We start from the raw sequence: 23,341 nt of genomic DNA on the forward strand, positions 1-23,341 counted from the left end.
GTAAAATATGAAAAATAAATACCTTTTTTTGTTATTAATTTCTACACTTTCCTTTGGGCAAATCACTCAGGTTAAAAACATAAATTCAACAACGGCAACTGCCGATTCCAATCCTACCAATTTCTTCGATTTTAATGGAATATTATATTTTAGGGCAAATAATGGCACAAATGGTGTAGAATTATGGAAATCTGATGGTACTGAAACAGGAACTGTAATGGTTAAAGATATTAACACAAGTAGTTCTACAAATTCAAATGCTGGGAATTTCACTGCTTTTAATAATCAAATTTATTTCAGTGCCACAAACGGCTCAACAGTAAATGGTATTGAACTTTGGAAAACAGACGGTACAGATGCAGGAACGCAAATGGTATTTGATTTATATACCGGAACTTCAGCTTCTAACCCTTCTTTTCTTACTGTAATTAACCCTGCAACTATGGTTTTCTCAGCAAATAATGGAACCACAGGTACTGAAATCTGGAAAACAGATGGTACAACTATAACTAATCTTATTGATCAGCCAGGTACAGGAAATAGCATTAACTGGATTGAAAACCTAAATGGTAACGCTATATATTGCCAATTAGTAGTTAATACAACAGGAAGAGAATTATACAAATGGGACGGTCTTTCTACTATATCGAATAATATTAAAGATATCAATAAAGATACAGCCCATGGTATAAATATTACCTATATCAAAAATGGAAATACTATCTATTTTCCAGGGAATGATGGTACAACAGGATTTGAATTATGGAAAACTGACGGTACTGAAAACGGTACTGAATTGGTAAAAGATATTAACTCTGGAGCCACTGCATCTAGTCCTACTCGTTTTGCAAATTCAGGAAATATTACTTTTTTCAGAGCAAATGGTCCAAACGGGGTTGAACTATGGAAAACTGACGGAACTCCAAACGGAACAACAGAAGTTGCTGACATTAATCAGGGAACAGGAAGCTCAACACCTGATCAGATTCAATCTGTAAATGGTGTGCTTTATTTTTTCGCCTCTGATAACGGGGCTAATTATGATTTTTACAAATACGAAAATAATCTTTTAACAAAATTGAAAGATTTTAATGCTCCAACATCAAGCGTAACTATTGATTATATTGAACTAAACGGAATAGTATATTTTACTGCTGATAGTAATGCTGATGGTTTAAGAGAATTATGGCAAACTGATGGTACTGATTTAGGAACAGTCGCTATTCCAGGACCAACAAACGTTTTAAACTTAACAAAAATAGGAAACAAACTGTTCTTTGCAGCAACCGTAAATGACGGTCAGGAACTTTTCACTTACACACCTCCTACCCTTTCTGTTAAAGATCAGGATAAGTTAGAAGCTGTGGCGGTATATCCAAATCCTTCTGATGGAAATATCTTTATCAATAATACAGATAATGAAACTATTCAACACGAAGTTTTTGATGTATTAGGTAAAAAACAAGCTGCCGGTAAAACCAATGATAATGCACTTAAACTGAATTTAAAAACTGGTTTGTATATTTTAAAACTGACTAAAAACAGTCAGACTTCATCTACTAAAATTATTATCAAATAGTTGTAATTTTTACATCAACAGGTATGTTTTTGCCCCAATAAATCACAAATCTAAAAGTCCGTTTCATGAATTTGAAACGGACTTTTTTATTCATTTTTATAATAATAATCAATTCATCTTAATTAGAATAAACTTAGTGAAGACTTTTTTTAGTTCGAAAGGGGCTCCGACTCCGCTCAGCCTGACACTCGTTTTTTCAATTAAAGGTTACTTCAAAGGAACCAAAACAATATTAGGTTTCGGAGCTGGCTGCATATCGCTTCCGAAATAAAATCCGGTATGAGGAGGCTGGTTATACCCTACATTTTGCCAGACAATACTCAATCTGTATTGAGGATCATGCATCAAAGTATACTGCCTTATATCAGTTGGAATTGTCGTTGAGTAAATTCGTAATTCGGTATTGTCTTCGCTTCTTAAAATCAGCTCTTCCCTCCAGTCGCCAATCAGATCTGCAGAAAGTGCCGGAGTCGATTTTGTTCCATTATTGGAAACTGCTCCGGTTGCAGTAAATAATCTTCCTTTACCATATTTATCAATATAATTAGAATTCAGGAGCTCTCTTGAAGTATCGCCATCCCAGTAAATAAGGAAGTTAATTGATTTTGGTGCATCGCCTATTTTGTTTCCTTTCATATCATATAAAAAAGGAGAACCTGACCACCAGCATTGCGCTCCTTTTAGGGTAGGATCGATATTATCTGCTACGCCACGCCCAACATCTTCATTAAGGGAATCGGTAAACAGAACTTTTCCGTCAGCGGCTGAAAATACAGCTACACCCGGACCTGTCGTTTTATTTTCAATTTCATGAATTCCAAAAGCTTCCAAACCTGGAACTTCCGGATCCAGATCCGAAACGTGTAAAGCATCTCCATGTCTGAAACCTGTTGTATATAAGCCTTTTCCGTTATCATCAACACACATTGATCCATAAACAATTTCATCTTTGCCATCGTTATCAACGTCAGCAACCGTAAGTCCGTGGTTGCCCATTCCTGAATACGGATTTTCAGCATCTTTACTGTCAAAAACCCATTTTGAAGTCAGTTTTTTATTTTTAAAGTCGAAAGCCGCCAAGACAGTTCTTCCGTAATAGCCGCGGCACATTACTACACTTGGATGAATTCCGTCCAAGTATGCAATACAAGCTGTAAAACGATCAATTCTGTTTCCTTTGGTGTCATTTCCTCCGCTTCCGCCATGTCCGCCCCAGCCTGCCAAATCACCTCTATCGGGAATATAATCTGTGGTTGTAACTAACTTTCCGGTTCTTCCGTCAAAAACAGAAAGGTATTCAGGGCCTTTTAAAATTTTTCCGTAAATCGGAGATTTTGGGTCTCTTTCCACCCAGTCTTTTGAAACATCTCCAACCACATTACCCTGACTGTCTGTTGTTCCATCAGCCGTTTTGCAAACCAGTTCAGATATTCCGTCACCATCCAGATCATAGACCATAAATTGTGTATAATGCGCTCCTTCCCGAATGTTTTTACCTAAACTGATCTGCCATAAAAATCTCCCTTCTAAAGTATACGCCTGAAAAATAGGCGGATCTGTAATACCTGTATGCGAATTATCATGTCCTTTTCCGGTCATGTGAACTATTAAATCATACTTTCCGTCACCATCTAAATCACCAGTCGAAAGATCATTCGGAATATAGCCGTCAACCGGTTTTATAGCTATAGACAAATAATTTTTATCAGGACTTGAAGCCGGAATTGTAAAACTCCCTTTTGCATCTGTTTCTTTTCCTTTTAAAACCATTTTTACAAACCAGGTGTTTTCTTCTTTCTCATTGGCCTTGGTATCAAGAAAATTTGTGGCTCCGGTTATGGGTTTGGCATTTAATTTTACTGCTTTCTGAGAATCACTTTTTCGATATAAATTAAAAGCCAGATCATCAGCATCAGTCCCTAAAACACGCCAGCTGATAAAAAACTGGTTTTTGTATTTTATAGCAATTACACCACGGTCTAAACTTTCCATTTGTCTTTGGGCAAGTAAAATTGAACCTGACAAAAAGAATAACAGTAATAAAATTTTATTTTTCATAATTTGGTTTTAGTTGGTAAAGTTTGATGTTTAGACTGGTTTTAGGAGTCAAGGTTTAACAGTAGAATTTCACGCAGATTTAAAAAGATTTAAACAGATCTTTAATTTTTTTTTTTGCGATACAGTTTGTCATTTCGACGAAAGGAGAAATCACACTAGCAATTCCGCAAAGAAATGGTCAATCTTTGTAGAGTTACGTGTGTGATTTCTCCTTTCGTCGAAATGACATAACTAAGCTTACAAACTAAGCTTTGCTATGGTAAAACTTAGCTCCTCAGATTCTTAGCAGTTTATATATTCAAAAACTTAAAACATCTTCTTAAATCCTTCACTTCTAACTTTCCAAGAACCGTCTTTAGGAAACCCCGGATTCTCGATTGTATTTCCCTCCCAGCCTGCGCACATCATCGCAACAGCTGTCAACAAACCACCATTACCAGGAAGATAAAGAGTCAACCTTGGCGACTGATAATTGTGACCGTTTTTCAGATAGGTATTGGTTACTACATTCATAAAAAGCGCATCAATTGCTTTTTCCGGCATTTGTAAACGGGCTGCAGACATCGCTGTCATCGGAAAATCCCATCCCCATGTTTTATCCCAAGACCAGGTATCCCAAACTAAATTGAAAGTATTTTTCATGATTTTTTTATCCAGAAGAGAAGTCTCCGGAAGCATTCCGTAAGTTCCTAAAACCGATGGATGATCTGTCTTAAACTCAGGATTGGTGTAGGAGTCTGTTGCGCTTTCTGTTGCCAGATAAACATCTTTAGCAATTGGTAAAGGCGATAATTTTGCCAAAACGGTTTCCCACTTCTCAGGAACTTTCTGGTTTAGTTTTTTCTTCCAGTTAATAGCAGTTTTTAAAGCCCAATTCCAATATGCCAATTCATACGTTGGATTAAAAGTTTCGATGGCTTTGAATCTTTCCTGTGCCGGAATCACGCCTGGCCCTAAAACGTAACGATCGTTTTTATTGTCGTAATGAGCAAATGAAGCCATAAAATCAGCCGTTGCAAAAACACGTTCGCTGTATAAATTTAAAGTTGCATCTGTTGGTTTTGCCTGATAAATCAAATCGGCATAAGTAATGAAATGCGGTTGCTGCCAAATCAGGAATGCCCCCACAGAAGACGGACTTTCATTACCATCGTAATCTGTCATTTTTTGCCATCTTGCCCCTTCAAAACCTTGTCTTTTGGCTATATTTTTAGCTTTTTCAAAAACTCTTTGATACCACGGAAGGCTTTTCTCCAGTAATTCCGGTCTGTCCCAAAGCGCAAAATGTACTCCGTGCCACCAATGCATTTCTAAGTGTGGTTTCCCGAACCAGCTGTTATAAGTCAAACCGGTTTCCTGTGGCGGAACTTTTCCGGTACACTGCAATTTGGTAAGGTATTGTGAAAGAATCACACGGCGCTCCAATTCATGTGCACGTTTATCTGTACTTCCAGAAAAATCAACTGCCGCTCCGCTTTTCCAAAAGGATTCCCAACCAGCAATACTGCTTTTTTCAATTGCTTCAAAAGAAGGATTAACAGATTTGTTTTTATCCGTTTGAATGAACGAACAACTCAATTCGATTTTATTGCCTTTTGAAGGTTCTACAACAAAATAATGTTTTGCTTTTTCTTTGATCGATGCAGTGCCTTTCCATTTCAGATTAATATCATACGAAATACTGTCCATTATGTGTGTAATGGTAGCTTCTGATTTGTTTTTGATTTTCAGATTGCTTTTATAATCCTGCTTTCCTCCCCATTTTTTTCCCATTTCAGTCCCCGCAATAGCAACATTTGAAATAGCAACATCTTGTTTTTCTTCCCATTTCGTACCCATATCACCCCATAGTCCTGTTGGAAAAGGGATTCGGACACGAATTTTCAGACGCCCTTGCTGAATTAAATCCGATTCTACTTTAAAACCTACAGCATCTTTAGTCTGATCGCAGGCCGTTATCACTTTCACGGAAATGCCCTCCACCTCAAAATAGCTCTCAATTTTTCCTGTCCATAAATCCAGCTTTTGATTAATGGCTTTAATATCTTCCGGTTTTACCAAACTGCCATCTTTTTTAGTAATTTCAAAACCTATATTTCCCAACTGCAATAAATGAGGGTTCTGGCGAAACCATTCAACCGCTTCTTTTTTTCGTGCAGGTTCTTTAATTTGTGTTGAATATGAAATTTTACGACCATACTGATCTACATCTCTCAAAGTTTCAGAAAACTTATAATTCTCTGTATTTTTATAACTGTCCCAGCCCCATTCCGACTGTGTTCCCAACGGAACTCCGTTTTGGTATTTTTCAGGGAAACTCTGCAATCCGGTTGCATCAACCGTAAAAGCAAAAGTTCCATTCCCAATAGTTAGAGAAGCTAAAGTATCTATTGCGGTAATTTGAACATTATGCCTTGTTACCAATGCTTTCCTGTCTATTTTTTGTTGTGAAAAAACAGAAAAAGAGAACACCAAAAAGGATACAGAAAGTAATTTTTTCATATTGCAGTTTTAAAATTTTATTATTGAATTGACATTGAAATTGATTTTTGAAATTGTTATTACCAAATTATCTAATTTTCAAATTGTCACATTATCTAATTAAAGTAGCACTCATCAGACCAATTACCACATCATTGGCAATGGTTTTAAGGGTAAGACTTTTTAAGGTTTTATTTTTGTTTAAAGGCAAATCCAAAATAGTTCCTGCTCCACCATCAATTCCAAAACTGGAATATCCTTTTATAGTTGTAAAATCCTTAAAAGTTCTTGATACTTCTCCCGATTTCAAATAAACTCTTGGAGGTTTTGGAGCATCTGTTGTAAACGCCAATCCATCAACAAAATAATCCTGCTCGATTGGCCACCAGTTTTCAGGGTTTTTCAACTGTAAAACTTCCGAAGTTCCGTCTGTATAATTTACTTCGATTTCACCATTTACAATACGGCTTTGCATTGGATTTGTTGTTCCGGCAACCATAAAATAAATGTGAGATGCTTTTCCGCTTAAAGGAATAATTACACTTTTAGGAAAATTATCCCATTGTGAAGTAAAAATAATGTTTTTTGAATTTATATCAGAAGGTGTTTTAAATGTAACTCCTTCTGGAGTAGTGATTTCTCCATTCAATTTGGCTTTTTCACGCAATCCTGAATCATCCAGCTTTACCGAAACATTTGGATAACACCAATTTCCGATTCCGTTTGTCGGAAGCTGTAAAGTTACCGTTTGCGGTCTTGGAGACAAGTACTTTTCGTTAAAAACATCTGTGACTTTCGAATTAAAAAAAGAAGAAAGCAAAACTGATTCCTGCTTTTTTGAGTTATTAAACGGAATATCCCAGTTTGTAAAAGTTACTTCTTTAATTACATTTGAGCCAGTATTAACAGACAATTTATTGGTTCCTGGAACTAACTGTTGAAACGGAATAACAACCGTTTCTTTCTGATTGACACCTAGCGAAATCTTTTGCTGAGTATCTTTCGCGGAAGTATCAAAAACTATATTTCCTTCAATTTTGTTTTCTGAATTATTCTTCAGCGAAATCTCAATATTATTATTTTTTAGCTGAATACTTTCTGATTCAATTTTAGATTTTAAATCCAAATCAATAGCTTGCCACCACGTTACATCCCCCTGTTTCAACTGAATGAAAAAAGTTTTGATATTGTTGCCGTATACAATTGCCTGATACGATTTATTAGTTTTTGAAACTTCGCTCAAAACTGATTGCGGATCATAAATCGAAACAATTTCTGCCTTAGCTGTTTTTATATTGAAAGACTCTCCTGCTGTCAAAGACTTTATAGATTGTATTTCTTCAAAGGCTTCTCCTTTCCAGTTAATTTTCATATCATACGAAGTATTATAAGGTACTTCGATTGCAATTTTTGGATTACCGATACTTTCCGGAATATTTTTCCAGCTAACTGATTTTCCATTAACCGTTATATTCTCGATTCCGTCAAAAGGTGCATTTACAATCAGTTTTAGGTTCATTTTTGCTGAAAACTGATTTTTTATGCGATACGAATCGGTTTTGTTTTCTCTTTTAAAATCAACTACAATATCCGGAATGTCTAAAGCGGCATGATCCCATTTTGAAGGGAATCCCGGTTGAATCGTCAGTACTTCAGCCAAAGCATCCGGCTGGATTCCGAAAAGCCCTTCGACCAAAGTTCTCGACGCCATTCCGATTGGATCCGCAAAATCACGATATAATTCGCCTCTTATGGCATCCTGATACATCAGCTGTTCAAAACCGCCCGGAGAAGCACCCAAATACATACTTTCTACTAAAGCACTTTCCCACATTTTAAATGCTTTTTCAGATTGTCCGCCCTGCCAGAAAGCCAATGAAGTATGTAACTGTTCCGCCAAAGCCACATTATTGATCGACCAGGTGTAAGGCTGCCAGTTTGTTGTACTGATCATATAAAGATCGGTTTTATCAAGTCCTTCAGCCGAAATTGGGATATGTGGAATCTGATTATCAACGTAAGAAAGCATCTGATAACTTTCAAAAGGATTCGATAATTCGGAATCAATAGTGTGGTAAATACTCCAAACACCCGGAACGTCATGCAATAATCTGTTTCCGAGAGCATCTTTATATTCAGCAAAAATTCCTTTTTTCGGAATCCAGAGCTGCTCTTTTGAAGCTTTCAGGATTTTATCAGCCTCATTTGTAAACAGCTTTTCATTCTGCTGAATCTTTTTGGCTACTTCAGCAACCGTTTTGTTCGCATAAAAATTATAAGCTGAAGAATGGATCACGCCGCCGCCGCTGTATTGCAACGCATCACTTGCCCAGATGGTCGCATAAGCATCATAAAGTCCGTCATTATCCGGGTCAAAATTTCTTTTTTCCCAGTTTAAATGCCTTTGAATCGTGGGCCACATTTCTTTCATGAACGAGGTATCTCCTGTCCATTTAAAATGCCTCAGCATCTGATCGAAAAATACCAGATTCATATCATAATGATGTGCAACCGTATTTTTGTTCGGATTACGGCTGATGTAACCGCTGCTGAACATAGAGGTTCCCAAGACTTCTTTCTGGCGGGCAAAATTACGAACCGTATCCAAAACTATAGGACCACTTTCAGGAGTTGTCACTTGTGATTTGCTATAACTAGTAAAATGCGTTTTCGCACGATCATGCCATCCTAATGGATCTGCTGTATAAGCACCTCTCCAAGCATTCAGGTACATACGCCATGCGATTGCGCCGTGAAGGTAAGCGGGACTTTCCCAGATTCCGTCAGCTGCAATCGAAAGAGCTGAACCTAACGTATTAATGTATGGGTCCGGTGTGGTAACTTTTACTCTATTCGCCAAAAGATGTGTTTCCTGAACCGATTTATCATACAACTGTGATATTACTTTTTGAGAAACATCGGTCTTTAAATCTTCACTAGCAAAAAGCCAGTACAATTCATTTTTAGAAATAGCATTTTTTCCTGTGATAAGATTCAGATTTTCAGGATTTGAACTGTATAATTCAAAAGGTGTTTTTTGCTGTTTTGGATTCGCCAGCTTTATATCAGAACCCGGAAAATATCCTATAATACTTTTATTGTTGCCCGTTTTTTGTTTATTGGTTTCAGAACCATATTCCAAAAGAAAAGAATGCTTTTTTAAAGTATATTTGTTATTGGTACAATATTCAGGCTGCAGATAAAACACAGACTCAGGATCAGCACCAATATCTCCGTCACGACTGAATTTTTTACCGGTTGCTCCGCCGTAAGCCCAAACTAAATTTACTTTTTTCGATACATTTTCACCATACATCTTTACAATAAAACCTTCTTTTTCTTTTAAGGCAACAACCTTTACAATCAGTTTTCCGTTACCTAAAATTGGATCCTGAATTTCGTATTGCATCGTTCCTAATACATATTTTGTACTGATTTTTGATGCTTCAGTAATCCATTTGCTTTCTTTACCATTTATTAAACCAAATTTCAAGTTACCTCCCATTCCCGGCATATACATCGCAAATTCAGGTAAGTCTCCGGTTTCGACTCTAAAACCAGTGTTTGATCCGTAAAGTGCTCGGTTGAATTTTCGGGTACCGTTTTTCAAAACAAAACTATTTCCCTCGGGAACATAATGTATTTTGCGCTGGGTTTCCTGACCAATAATTAGCGCAGGGCACAGCAATAATAAGCCAATGAGTGTGTGAATGGTATTGTTTTTGGTTTTCATAAAATTTGAGAATCAGAGGGCACTTAATCATTATCAAATGCATAAAAAATGTTGATAATTTAATTGCAATTTCTTTGTTTTTTTAAGGTATTGCATCCTGTACCTACCTGATTTATTTTAATATCATAATTTATATTCTTTCATTTTTTTAACATCATAGTACAGGATACTATATAAATAAGTAACCGTTAGTTTTGAAAATACAATAATTTAAATAGAAAAACTTTGATAAACGTTAAAACTTCTCTTTGTGCTATTTTTTGTTTTGCCTTGCAGTTGAACCTGCTCGCCCTGAACAATAGTTCTTATGAAAAAATAATACCTCAGAAAAACATTGACAGTAAATTGTTTTATTTTGGGAATACACTGAAAAATACAAAAGGAATTTCTATAAATACCGCCCTGACCTATAATACTACAACAGGCTATGGTTTCGATATGAATTCGGCTTCGAATGCAACAATCAATTCTAATACATTTTCTACAGTTAAACCAACATATTTTTCTGTAAAAATTCCCGAAGGAAATTATCAGATTGAAGTGGTGATGGGAAGTTCTGAAAAACAAACCAATGTTACCATTAAAGCCGAATCACGAAGGTTAATGCTGAATCAGCTTTCGATACAAAAAGGCAAAACGATAACCAAAATTTTTAATGTAAATATCAGAACTCCAAAAATTGATGATACTCAAAATGTTTCCCTTAAAGACAGGGAAAAAGATATCCTGAACTGGGATGATAAACTTACACTGGAGTTTTTAGGAGATGTAGCAATTCAGAGCATAAAAATTACTCCAAAAGACAATTTAACTGTAGTTTATTTAGCAGGAGATTCAACCGTTACCGATCAGGATGTGGAACCATGGGCTTCTTGGGGACAATTTATAACCAATTATTTTGACAATAGCGTTGTAGTTGCCAATTATGCGGTTTCAGGTTCGGCGCTAAGTTCTTTCAAAGGTGGAAATCGTTTAAAAAAGATTCTTTCACTCATTAAAAAAGGAGATTATCTGTTTGTAGAATTTGGACATAATGACGAAAAGATTAAAGGAGAAGGGAATGGCGCGTGGGGTTCTTATTCAACTCTTTTAGCCGAATTTGTTCAGTCGGCCAAAGACAAAGGAGCAATTCCGGTTTTGGTAACACCAACACAAAGACGCGCTTTCAATGAAAACGGAACTTTAAAAGAAACACATGGTGATTTTCCTGCTGCCATGCGAACTGTTGCAGAAAAAAACAATGTAGCGCTTATTGACATTACAAAAATAACAACCGAATTATACGAAACCTGGGGCGATGAACCTTCCAGAAAGGCTTTTGTACAATATCCCGCCAATACTTTTCCGGGACAGGTAAAAGCTTTGGAGGATAACACTCATTTTAATAGTTTTGGAGCAAATGAAATTGCGCTTTGTGTTTTGAAAGGAATTCGTGAAATTGATATTCCGCTAAAAAAGCAAATTCAAAAAGAAGTTCCATATTACAATCCTAAAAAACCAAATTATATTTCGAACTGGACACTTCCTTTGAGTAACCGATTTGAAATTACTAAACCAGATGGTAACTAAACCATTATAGAAAAACTTATTTATGTTACTAAAAAACACCATTCAGAACTTTACAATCGCTGCCATTGCCTTACTTTCTTATCAAAATAGCGCCGCACAGCAAACGGATAAAGTTTATCTTTCCGGAAAAGATTTTGAACATCCTGTACAATGGGATTTCTTTTGTACCGGAGGCAATAATAGCCAAAAATGGTCTAAAATAAATGTTCCTTCTCAATGGGAATTGGAAGGTTTTGGAGAATATACCTATGGAAGGTGGTATAAAGAACTAAACCAAAAAGAACCAAGCAAAGAAGAAGGTTTGTATAAGTTTGAATTTGAAGTTCCAGCCGACTATAAAGATAAAGTGGTTCAGATCGTATTTGGCGGAGCCATGACGGATACCGAAGTAAAAGTAAACGGAAAACTTGCCGGAGCGATCCATCAGGGTGGTTTTTATGAATTTAAATATGATATTACTTCTTTATTAAAATTCGGATCTAAAAATACGTTGGAAGTTCATGTCTGGAAACATTCTGCCAATAAATCTGTAAATGCAGCCGAAAGAAGGGCGGATTGGTGGCTGTTTGGCGGAATTTATCGTCCGGTATGGTTAGAAGTTTCCCCTAAAACCCATATCCAGCATATTGCTGTAAATCCAAAAATGGACGGTTCAATTACTGTTGATTTAAACCTTAAAAATGTTTCTAAAAATGCTGTTTTAGAAGCTACTCTAAAAGGATTAAAAGGAGAAAAATTCGAAACCTTTACTTTTCCGATAAAAGCCAAAAGTACTAAGGAATCAATTGCTGCGCAGTGGAAAAACATTAAACCGTGGAATCCGGAAAGTCCTAATTTATATGATTTAGAATTAGTTTTAAAACAAAACGGAAACGTCGTGCATACGTATGACAAGCGAATTGGTTTCAGAACTTTAGAATTTAAAAAACAAGACGGAATCTATGTAAACGGTACTAAAATCGTCATGAAAGGAATCAACCGTCATTCTTTCTGGCCTGAAGGCGGACGAAGCACCAGCAAACGCATCAGCGAACTGGATGGAAAATTACTGAAAGACATGAACATGAATGCCGTTCGCGGACACTATCCGCCTGATGAGCACTTTCTGGAAGTTTGTGACTCTTTAGGACTTTTTGTTCTGAATGAACTGGCAGGCTGGCAAAACTCTTATGATACGGAAACCGGAACTAAATTAGTTACTGAAATGGTGGTTCGTGATGTAAATCACCCGTCCGTAATAATCTGGGATAATGGTAACGAAGGCGGATGGAATTACAACGTGGATAAAGTTTTTGAAGATAATGACCCACAAAAAAGAATCGTAATTCACCCGTGGGCTGATTTTAATGGCTGGGACACGCACCACTACCCGACTTATTTAACGGGAATGCATCGTTTTAATGCGGGAGAAAATGTATTTTTCCCAACCGAATTCATGCACGGAACCTATGATAATGGACACGGAGCTGCTCTTGAAGATTTTTGGACCAGATACAAACAAAGTCCGCTTTTTGCAGGAGGATTCATGTGGGCGATGCTGGACGAAGCAGTTTTCCGTTCAGACTGGAAAGGAGATGCTAAATTTGACTCAAAAGGTTCTTTAGCAGCTGATGGAATTTTAGGACCACACCGTGAAAGAGAAGGAAGCTACTATACCGTAAAAGAAGTCTGGTCACCAATTCAGTTTCAGCCAAAACAGGTAAATGCAGATTTTGATGGTTCTTTTTTAATTACAAATGACTATCTTTTCAGTAATCTGAATTCCTGCAAAATGGAATTTAAAGTCCTAAAATCTGATAATGATGTTTTATATACTAATGGAACTTCAAAGGAAATCAGTTCAGGTAAAATTGAAATTCCGAGCATTGATCCGGGTGAAACACGTAAAATTCAATTTGCTGTTCCAAACAATCTGGCAGAAGGAGATATTTTATCCATTTCGGCTTACGATCAGTTCAATAAAGAAATTTATACCTGGACGTGGCCAATTCATAAAGCGAAATATTATGCTGCTAAATTTTTAGCGGTTCAAAATACAAAAGCAAAAGCTTCTGGTGTAAAAACCGGAAATGAAATTACCTTAAGAGGAAATGATGTTACAGTTGTTTTAGATGCTGCAACCGGAGAAATTACTTCGGTTAAAAACGGAACCAATACAATTCCGTTAACAAATGGTCCAAGACCAATCGGAATGAAAGCCAAATTAAAAGACATTCAGGTTTCACAGGAAGGTGATAAAGCGGTTTGTACAGTAACGTATACTGGAGGTTTATCTTCCATCAAATGGATTATGGAACCGGACGGAAGGTTTAAAATGGAATTGATTGCTCTTAAAAATGCCTCTGGAGGAGAAGGTTTTGACGGTGCTTTTTTTGAAGATAAAATAAACTCATGGGGTGTCACTTTCAGTTTTCCTGAGAAAGACGTAACCGGAATCAAATGGTTTGGAAAAGGTCCGTACCATGTCTGGAAAAACAGATTAAAAGGAACTACTTTCGGCATCTGGGAGAAAGATTACAACACCACCATAACCGGAGAAAGTTTTGAAAACCTGATTTATCCTGAATTCAAAGGATATCATGCCAATTTATTAGGTGCAAATTTAAAAGCAGGAGCTTCATCGTTCAAAGTTTTCAGTGAATCTGATAATTTGTTTTTGAGATTATTCACTCCGGACTTACCTAAAAATGGTTTCGCAGGAAGTTATCCGCAGCCAGCCTTTCCGGAAGGAGATATTTCATTTATGTATGAAATTCCGGCTATGAGAGATTTCAAACCTTTGGAACATCAGGGACCAGAAAGCCAGGCAACCAACATCAGAATTAAAAGCGGTGACGACGGAATCAAAATGAATTTATGGTTTGATTTTAGGAAGTAGATTTTTTGTTTCAGGTTTGGGTTGTTTCAGGTTTCAGGTTTTTGCTCTTTGTCTATAATCTATTCTCATAGTTTTGTCATTCTGAGGAACGAAGACACAAGTGATAACGAACTGGCGAAGCAATCTCCGGTAGTTTATCCACTCCGATTGTCAATCTTTGTAGAGTTACTTGCGAAGATTCTTCGTTCCTCAGAATGACAAACTAGATGGAATTAAACAATACAAAAAATACATTTTACATTTCACAAAACACATTTCACACATATGAAATCAATCAAAATACTTTCTGTCTTATGTCTGACAGTTTTATTTTTCAATTTTACTCCAAAACAAAACAATAAACCTACCGTTTACACCGTAGGCGACTCCACCGTAAAAAACGGACGCGGCGACGGATCCGGCGGACTTTGGGGCTGGGGAGATTATATTGGGCAGTTTTTGGATACTACGAAAGTCAGAATCGAAAATCATGCTCTAGGAGGAACCAGCAGCAGGACTTTTCAGGATAAAGGTTTGTGGACGGCTGTTTTGAACAAACTAAAAAAAGGAGATTATGTCCTGATTCAGTTTGGACATAATGATGATGGCCCTTTAAACGATACGCTTCGCGCCAGAGGAACAATCAAAGGAATCGGAAACGAAACGCAGGAAATCGACAACATGCTTACCAAAAAGCATGAAACGGTACATACCTACGGCTGGTACATTCAGAAAGTAGTTCAGGAAGCCAAATCAAAAGGGGCTATTCCTATTATCTGTTCGCCTATTCCACGAAACGACTGGAAGGAAGGAAAAGTACCCCGCAACGACAAATCATACGGCTTATGGGCTAAACAAATTGCTGAAAAAGAAAAAGTAACTTTTATCAATCTGAATGAAAAAATGGCTGTAGAAATGGAAAAGCTGGGCGAACAGAGAGTGACCGGCACTTATTTCTACAAAAAAGATCATACACATCCCTCTGCAAAAGGTGCTGTACTGGCTGCTTCATTAATTACCAATGAACTAAAAACAAGTAAAAACTCTTTAAAAAATTACATTTTAAAAAACCCGAAAATTGTACTTCCGGCAAAGAAAAAAGTATACTTAATCGGCGATTCGACTATGGCAAGCAATAATAATGAAAATGCTGTTGGCTGGGGAGTTGCTTTTCCGAAATATTGTGACACTACCAGAATTGAAGTAATCAATAAGGCTCGTGGAGGAAGAAGTACGAGAACATTTGAAAAAGAAGGTTTGTGGGATGCTGTAAAAAATCAGTTAAAGCCAGGGGATTTTGTGATGATTCAGTTTGGTCATAACGATGCCGGAGCTGTTGACAAAGAAAAATTCAGAGGATCATTAAAAGGAAACGGTGACGAAACACAGCAGGTAGTCCGTGACAGCTTAACCGAAACGGTGCATACTTTTGGCTGGTACATGCAAAAATTCATTAGAGAAAGCAAAGAAAAAGGTGCAATACCTATTGTTTTAAGCCAGACGCCACGAAATGAATGGCCGAATGACAAAGTAGAACGCAGAACTGACACTTATGGAAACTGGTCGAAAATAGCAGCCGAAAGAGAAAAAGCTTTTTATATTGACCTGAACGAAATTGTAGCTCAAAAATATGAAGCCTTAGGCAAAGAGAAGGTAAAAAAGTTTTTCCCTAAAGATCATACTCACACAGGAGCTGAAGGTGCGGCTTTTAATGCGCTGACAGTAGCAGAAAGTCTCAAAAAAATGAAAGATTGCGGACTAAGGGAATACATTGAAATTACCTCCAAATAAATATCATTATGAAATACAGATTTTGACATTTTTGAAATCATGATTTGCATCAGAACTTGAATCTAAATCATGATTTTTTTGTTTTATAGTATAATCAACTTTACTAACGATATAAATATTGTCATATGATTTTCTCTAACAAAAAGGCATTTTTAAATTCGAAAGGCGTTTTCCTGACATTAGCAGGTATTATTTTTTCGGCAAATGGTTTTGCTCAGGAAAAATATGTTGCACCACAATCAGAAAAAGATTGGGCATTAAAATATCAGTCAGTAAGCGGTCCGGGGGTTCCGGTACAAGGCGACGGACTTGGCGGATGGCGTAGCGGAACTGATGGTGTTTATTATGAGGGTCCACACCCAAGACCTGAATACAACCTTAAATTTCAGGGCAAAGCAAAAGGAACTGCTGTAGAAAAAGGTCTCGTACCTCCTATCCTTCCCGCTATAGAACTACATTTGCGTGATGGAGTAGTAACACTTGGTCACGATGGAAATTATTACCTGACAGGCTCTTCAGGTGATAATATCTGGGGATTTACTAAAGGTGTTGAACTCTGGAAATCCCCTGACCTTAGAAAATGGACATACCTTGGACTCGTTTGGGATATTGACAAAGAAGCAGAAGAATGGGTAAAAGAATGGCGTAAACACCCACGGCAAGCGGTCAGAGCAGTCTGGGCTCCTGAAATTCATTATATCAAAAAAAATTATTACATCTGTTTTAGTATGTGTCCCGATGGTATCGGAATACTTAAAAGCTCAACCGGAAAACCGGAAGGTCCTTATGTTAGTGCTTTTACAGAAAAAGGCTCTATTGTATCCGGAATCGACCCAACATTGTTTGAAGACACTGACGGGAAAGTATATTTCACATACGGAGCCGGAAAAGAAATTGCTTTGCTCAAAGATGATTTAAGCGGATTTGCAGCACCTTTCAAAAAAATAGATTTTACAGAACCCGATCACGATCCTGCTCATCACGCCGAAAAATGCAGCCGCCGAGGCATGAATGATCTTGGACACGAAGGAGCTGTACTCTTTAAACGAAACGGAAAATATTATCTGGGTGCGGCTGACGATTACGAAGGACGATATTCAACCTGCATTGCCATATCTGACAATATTTACGGGCCTTATGTAAAACGCCATGAATCAATTCCGTGTGGTGGTGGAACAGGATTTTTTAAAGATAAAAACGGTGATTGGTGGTCCAGTTATTTTGGTAATGACAGTCAGTCCCACTTTCGTGAAAAAATCGGATTTATAAAAGCTTCATTTACTGCGGACGGAATGATATATCCTGCAAAAGACCAGCCTTTTGTCAAAAAAGAAAAACAGCAGGAATGGCTTGAAAAATGGAAGAAAATCTGGAAAGACAAATACAATCAGACTAAAAAGTAAAGAACAAGAAATAATTATCACGCAATGCTAATTCATAAAAAAACCTCGTCTGTTGACGAGGTTTCTTTCTTTCAGTAAGAATATTATTTTTTTGATTCTTCGATAGAAACTTTTCTGAACTCTTTTAAAAGTTTTTCAATCTCTAAAGATGATTTACGTGCTCTTGCTCCTGCTGCTTTAACACCTTTTTCAGATAATGATTCAGATTCTGTTTTGAATACTTCTAATTCAGCGTTGATTTTTACTAATAGATCTTTCATGCTTATATATGTTAAATTAAGTGGCAAAAATAAAAGTTTGCTCTATAGATAACGTAAGTTTAGTGTTAAAATTATCACAGTTTTTCGTGATTGAGTTACTATTATTTTTTTTATGTCTTTCACTCCTAAAAACCAACTGATTACAAAAGATAAAAACTTTATATTTTTAAATAATATTTCAGGCGGAAACTGTAAAACCTACTTTATTTTATCATAATTCACCTTTTTAGCATCTTTTTTAAATTGATTTTCCAGAGCAATCCCCATTTTTTCGGCCACAGATTTCTCTTCCTGTATCAAATTTTTCTTTTCCTCAGGATCTTTTTCAATGTTATAAAGTTCTAAATCTGCCGGAGTATTGGCATGTCTGGTTCTGATTATCTTCCATGGCTTTTTAATTAACGACTCCTGCAAATGGCCTCTAACATAAATTTCCTGATCTGCTATTGCTTTATTTTCTGAAATTGAGGGCCAGACATTTTTACCTTCAATACTTTTTGACAGATTGTTATCTCCAGCCAAAGACAAAATACCAGGCAATAAATCTATAACTGAAATGTAGTTTTCGTTTTTAAACGTATTTAAATGATCTTTCCAGTAAAAAATACAAGGTACTCTTATTGCACCTTCATAATTCGATGTTTTCCAGTCCCTGAGAGGCGTATTATCTCCAAGAGTAGTATTGGATGGATGAATGCCGTTATATTCATTTTTTGAATCCCAATCTTTCATTGCTCCGTTATCGCTCATAAAAATAATGAGTGTATTTTTATCCAGTTTTTGCTGTTTTAACTTCTCAAGCAATATTCCGATACTGTTATCCATATGGCTCATGGCAGCCGCATAATCCCTGCGCGAACTGTCTTTAATACAATTCATATAAGGATCTTTCCATTTTTGTTCTTCCTGTAAAGGGAAATGAGGGGCGCTGTACGCTACTTCTAAAAAGAAACTCTTCTTTGTGTCTCTGATTTCAGTTATCCATTTGATGGCTTCATCCGTAATTAAATCGGTTACATGACCTTTTTCTTCAATAAATTCACCATTTCGATGCCAGGTTTTATCTCCATTTTTATAAAGGTGCGAGTACTGATCCAGCTGCCCATGCAAAAAACCGTACGAATAATCAAAACCATAAGCTTTTGGGCCGCTGCTCGGCTGTAAACCCAGATGCCATTTGCCAATAAGTGCGGTCTGATAATTATTCTTATGGAGCAATTTTGGCAATGTCGGAATTGAATCCGGGAGTTTCAACTGGCTTTTATCGCTTATTGGAGCCACTATTCCCATACGGCTTGCAGGTTTTCCTGTAAACAAACTTGCCCTCGAAGGAGAACAGGTTGGATTTACATAAAACCTATCCAGTTCCACCCCGTTTTTAGCCAAAAAATCTATATTTGGCGTTTTGATTACTGAACCGTGATACCCAACGTCATTCCATCCGGCATCATCAGCAATGATCAAAATGATGTTCGGTTTTTCTATTGAACTCTTTTGATTTTTCTGACTATATGAAATTGAAAAACTGATCAATAATACAATAAACAATTGCTTTTTTGTATTCATATTTTTTATCATTTTAAAATTTGATTCAACTTAGATTTTAGACCCGTTGATATAATTAGTTTTTGATGACGATTTTCATTAAAAACGGTTCTCGATACATTTTTTGTTCCGTTTCTCTGCACAAAAAGCACTCGAACTGACGTTTGTCCAATGAATTTAGATTTTAGTATTTATTTTGATATAATCCAATACAATTCCGGTTTGATTTACGTTAATTGTAATCGTATGTTTTCCTGTATTGGCATTTGAAACAGGTAGTTTTACAATAGCACTGTTTCGCAATACATTTTCTTTCCAGGTTTTGTCACGGTCTTTTGTATTAATTGAAAATAACTGTGCTTTATTTCCATCTAATTGCACTTCAATTTGATGATCAAAATTGTTGGCATGTGTTGGCAATAAATGAATTTCTATTTCGTAATTACCCGCATTTTCAATTTCGAATTCATACGAAACGGAAGGTTTTTCGGTTTTAAAATACTTTTGCTTTAACGGAAATAAAGTGATGGCATTATTGCTATAGCCTAAACCGTTAATGGTTTTCCATTTGTATTCTTTGGGGTCTTTTTTAGAAATAAACTGATTTGCCTTAATGAATTGTATTGCTTTTGAGTTTTCCTTAACTGATACTTCTTTTGAAAAATCGGCTTTTTTAATAGAATCGAAAACAGGAAGGTTTCTCGGGCGCATCGACATCATATGATTCCATTTACCGTTGCTCAGTTTTTCATTATAATAATCAGTCAGTTCTTTTATTTTATTGTAGGCTTCATTCGATAGTGATTCATATTTTTTCTTCTCATTTACATCTGAAGTTCTGCAAGCCAGGTTCCAGTATAGAAATTTATGATTCATATAAGCGGCTGCTTTAATTGGGTAAGTTATCAATTGAAAATAAGCATCATCTCTTACAGTCGGAACAAGTAGACCAGTATCTACCGAAACGGCTGTTTGCCATATATCTGTTTCATTAATTAAATTATTATAAGCTTTTATTCTTTCCAGGCATTCTTCTTCTGTAAAATCTGATAGTTTTATTTGCGTTGTGGGTTCTGTCTGACTCCAGCCCATATATTCCGGTTTTCTGAGAAATGCCAGTCGGTAATATTCTTCAAATACAGGGCTTAAATATTCTCCAATTTGATGAGAAAACTCCCTTTTTAGCCAATCTCTCAAATATTGATTGACTCCATCATGTTTTATACTGTTGATATCCCAGGCTAAATCCAGAAAAAGCTCTGTATCGTATTCCGCGGGTTTTATATCCCCAACATTTACAATCCACATTTTCTTAGCGCCATTTTCATATGCTTTGGTCATTTCGTACCATATTAAACCCGGTTGTGTGGTGCTTAACCAAAGATAATCGTGAGGGCGTCCCCAATAGCTGATGTGATAATAAACTCCGCTCCCTCCTGCTCTTTTTTGCTCATCTTCGTTACTTAAACGACGAATATAACCGTAATTATCATCCGGCCAAACTAAAGTTATATCATCCGGTACTTTAAGTCCGTTATCGTATAATTCTAATACTTCTTTGTATGGAACAAAAGCCTGTGGAATCTCTTTTAAAGGTTTTTTAAAAGTATTCGAAAGCATTTCACGCTGATTCAAAATGATCTTTTCAACCATATCGATGGATTCTTTCAAATCTTTTGCCCCTTCCATTTTGCTGTCGTGAACACCACGCATGCCTAAGGTCATAATGGTTTCATTATTAGCTGATTTTAATTCGTCTAAACGATCCTGCCAATATTTATCGACCTGGGTTTTATTCGTAAAATAATTATAGTCACCGTGAATTTTAGGTTTCCATTCATCAACATTATTCCGAAGCATGGGCTCAGCGTGTGATGAACCGATAACCATATGGTATTTCTGCGCCATTTCTTTATTCCCCGCAAGAGTAAAAAAACCTTTTGTAGACGGATGCATGGCCGGCCAAATCGTATTGGCTTTTAAACGCAATAACAACTGGAAAATCTTTTCGTAGGTTTTGGGTCCGATGTTTCCGACTTCAGGTTCGAATGTTTTTTCAGCCCAGGGTTCCAAACCCCAGTCTTCGTCATTTAAAAAGATTCCTCTGTACTGCACTGATGGTGATGAAATAATTCCCTTTTGAGGAAGCTGCAACGCTAGTTTTTCCTTTTTTATTGGATTGACATCTGCCCACCATTTCCATGGAGAAACCCCGAGACGCTCTGTAATTTCAAAAATAGCGTAAACTGTTCCCCTAACATCGCTTCCGGCAACCAGAAGATTTTCTTTCTCTTTTTTAATCCAAAATTTCTCCCATTGATCAGACAAATCTTTTGATTTCGACTTAAAAAGACCTGATGAAGACTGCCCAATATAAATTCCTTTTTTCGAAATAGTCTGAACCGGAATTATTTCAGGTCTTTTACCAGTTATTTCTTTTACATCGTCAGCCAGTTCGTTTACAGCCCAAAGAATCAGTGGATCGGTATTTTTATCAATGAAAATCGACGCTGACTGATTTGCATCTGCAATTAAAAAATCAACTGAATTTTTATTTTGGCTATAAGAACTCACGCTTAAAAAAATGAGCGAAAGAAAAAATCCGGCATATAAATTTTTATTCATTTTAAAATTATATTTATCTCTAAAAAACAAAAGTTCAAAGTTTACAACAAATTATGTTACAACTTTGAACTCCCTGTATCTTTAAATTATTATAAAAAATTACTCAACTAACTGCTTGTTTATACGCACATTTTTTAAAGTAATTCCGTCTACAATACTTTTATCAATAGCTGTTTTTGTAGCTTCGATATTCAGGTTTTCAAAAGTAAAATTAGACAAACGAACATTTGGATCTTTTTCTACATTAAAAAACGTATCTGATTTCATATCGATATTTTTTAAAGTTACGTGATCTCCATAAGACAATGGAATATCAGGACGCCCTTTTAAGTCAAAAAATTGTTTCCATGCCAAAACAACCAGACAGTTTTTTGCTGTCCCTTTAATATCTTCAACCCTGATATACTCATATCTTTGAGGAGTATCCGGTCTCATTTTTAACCAAAGCATTCTGGTTGCACCTTCAATTGTAGAATTACGCATAATAACATTTCGGTTATGAATGGCCTCACTTCCGTTGGTCAAAGCAGAATGGCAGAATCCGTATGTACAGTCTTCAATGATGATATTCGCATTTCCTCCGTTGTTTTTATCCTGATCTGCATAAGGACCTTTTCCGCCTTTTAAAGCAACCGCATCATCATTAACGGACATGTAACAGCCTTTTATCAAAACATTGGTACAGATATCAACGTCAATCGCGTCGGTACTAGGCGCTTTGATTTCTTTATGTGGAGAAAAAATATACACATCAAGTAGTTTTACATTATTACATTTGTAAAAATGATTCGTCCAAAATCCTGAATTAATTAGTTTTACATCCTGAAATTGTACATTATTAGAGTTCCATACAAAAACCAGTCTCGGTCTTGAAACTTCTAAATTGGTGCATTTTGGATTGATTTTGCGTCTTGCCCAGAAAGCTTCATAATATTTGTAACCGTTTCCGTTGATTGTTCCTTTTCCTGAAATCGAAAAATTATCTACACCATAAGCGTTTACCAAAGCCGGGAAATAATCCAGGTTTTGACCTTCCATTCTGGATGGCATGATCGGATAATTTGAAATATCGTCAGAACCTTTCAGAGTTCCTCCTTCGGTAACATATAAACTTGTTTTAGGCTTAAAAAATAAAGCTCCACTAAGGAAAACCCCTTTTGGAATCACAATTACTCCTCCGCCGCCTTTTGCCGCTTTATCAATTACTTTTTGAATCGCAACTGTCTGAATTTTGGTACTGTCCTTTACAACGCCAAAATCTGTAATTGTGTACTGTTTCCCTAAATCCTTCAGTTGAATTTTGGTATAATCCTTAAACCAGGGGGTTATTTCACTTCCGTCAGGAAATGTATCGTTTTTATAGTTTTGAGAAAATGCAGACGGGGAAATTCCCAAAATGCAGATTGCAAGTGTCAATAATCTTTTCATTGTATCTTTTTG

12 protein-coding genes are annotated in these 23,341 nt (G+C 36.4%); 5 read left to right on the plus strand and 7 right to left on the minus strand.

Going from position 1 to position 23,341, the window contains the following annotated elements; genetic code table 11:
• Window positions 1-7: 7 nt before the first annotated feature.
• On the plus strand, window positions 8-1,579 hold the full coding sequence (locus tag GXM16_RS05780; protein ID WP_163393456.1) for an ELWxxDGT repeat protein: 1,572 nt from the start codon (window positions 8-10) through the stop codon (window positions 1,577-1,579).
• A 207-nt stretch (window positions 1,580-1,786) separates the two neighbouring features.
• On the opposite strand, the gene GXM16_RS05785 is transcribed toward GXM16_RS05780, so the two are convergent.
• The 3 genes from GXM16_RS05785 to GXM16_RS05795 all read right to left on the minus strand — a co-directional run bounded on the left by GXM16_RS05785 (window position 1,787) and on the right by GXM16_RS05795 (window position 9,851).
• The gene (locus GXM16_RS05785) at window positions 1,787-3,637 is read right to left on the minus strand and encodes a rhamnogalacturonan lyase (protein ID WP_163393457.1); all 1,851 of its coding nucleotides are present in this window, start codon (window positions 3,635-3,637) and stop codon (window positions 1,787-1,789) included.
• 306 nt (window positions 3,638-3,943) lie between these two features.
• Window positions 3,944-6,139, minus strand: coding sequence for a hypothetical protein (locus GXM16_RS05790; RefSeq protein WP_163393458.1), 2,196 nt, complete (start codon window positions 6,137-6,139; stop codon window positions 3,944-3,946).
• A 91-nt stretch (window positions 6,140-6,230) separates the two neighbouring features.
• A complete protein-coding gene (locus GXM16_RS05795) occupies window positions 6,231-9,851 on the minus strand; it encodes a DUF4450 domain-containing protein (RefSeq protein WP_163393459.1) in 3,621 nt (1,206 codons plus the stop codon).
• 225 nt (window positions 9,852-10,076) lie between these two features.
• On the opposite strand from GXM16_RS05795, the gene GXM16_RS05800 reads away from it, so the two are divergent.
• From GXM16_RS05800 to GXM16_RS05815, 4 genes are all read left to right on the plus strand, one after another.
• Window positions 10,077-11,420, plus strand: a complete 1,344-nt coding sequence (locus GXM16_RS05800) for a rhamnogalacturonan acetylesterase (RefSeq protein ID WP_163393460.1) — start codon at window positions 10,077-10,079, stop codon at window positions 11,418-11,420.
• A gap of 22 nt (window positions 11,421-11,442) precedes the next feature.
• On the plus strand, window positions 11,443-14,298 hold the full coding sequence (locus tag GXM16_RS05805; RefSeq protein ID WP_188726534.1) for a glycoside hydrolase family 2 protein: 2,856 nt from the start codon (window positions 11,443-11,445) through the stop codon (window positions 14,296-14,298).
• 264 nt (window positions 14,299-14,562) lie between these two features.
• Window positions 14,563-16,068: a rhamnogalacturonan acetylesterase gene (locus tag GXM16_RS05810; protein ID WP_163393461.1), complete on the plus strand. Its 1,506-nt coding sequence runs from the start codon at window positions 14,563-14,565 to the stop codon at window positions 16,066-16,068.
• 125 nt (window positions 16,069-16,193) lie between these two features.
• Window positions 16,194-17,471, plus strand: a complete 1,278-nt coding sequence (locus GXM16_RS05815) for a family 43 glycosylhydrolase (protein WP_163393462.1) — start codon at window positions 16,194-16,196, stop codon at window positions 17,469-17,471.
• A gap of 83 nt (window positions 17,472-17,554) precedes the next feature.
• Here GXM16_RS05815 and GXM16_RS05820 read toward each other — a convergent pair whose 3' ends face one another.
• The 4 genes from GXM16_RS05820 to GXM16_RS05835 form a co-directional block, all read right to left on the minus strand.
• A complete protein-coding gene (locus GXM16_RS05820) occupies window positions 17,555-17,731 on the minus strand; it encodes a histone H1 (RefSeq protein WP_031453507.1) in 177 nt (58 codons plus the stop codon).
• Between the two features lie 198 nt (window positions 17,732-17,929).
• On the minus strand, window positions 17,930-19,297 hold the full coding sequence (locus GXM16_RS05825) for a sulfatase-like hydrolase/transferase (RefSeq protein WP_229684235.1): 1,368 nt from the start codon (window positions 19,295-19,297) through the stop codon (window positions 17,930-17,932).
• Window positions 19,298-19,453: 156 nt separating this feature from the next.
• Window positions 19,454-21,901 carry a glycosyl hydrolase 115 family protein gene (locus GXM16_RS05830; RefSeq protein WP_163393464.1) on the minus strand — a complete coding sequence of 816 codons (2,448 nt, stop codon included), beginning with the start codon at window positions 21,899-21,901 and terminating at the stop codon, window positions 19,454-19,456.
• A 99-nt stretch (window positions 21,902-22,000) separates the two neighbouring features.
• Complete coding sequence (locus GXM16_RS05835; protein ID WP_163393465.1) at window positions 22,001-23,329, minus strand: rhamnogalacturonidase; 1,329 nt, start codon at window positions 23,327-23,329, stop codon at window positions 22,001-22,003.
• Between the last annotated feature and the right edge of the window lie 12 nt (window positions 23,330-23,341).

The sequence above is a fragment of the Flavobacterium limi genome (assembly GCF_010645075.1).
Lineage (GTDB): Bacteria > Bacteroidota > Bacteroidia > Flavobacteriales > Flavobacteriaceae > Flavobacterium > Flavobacterium limi.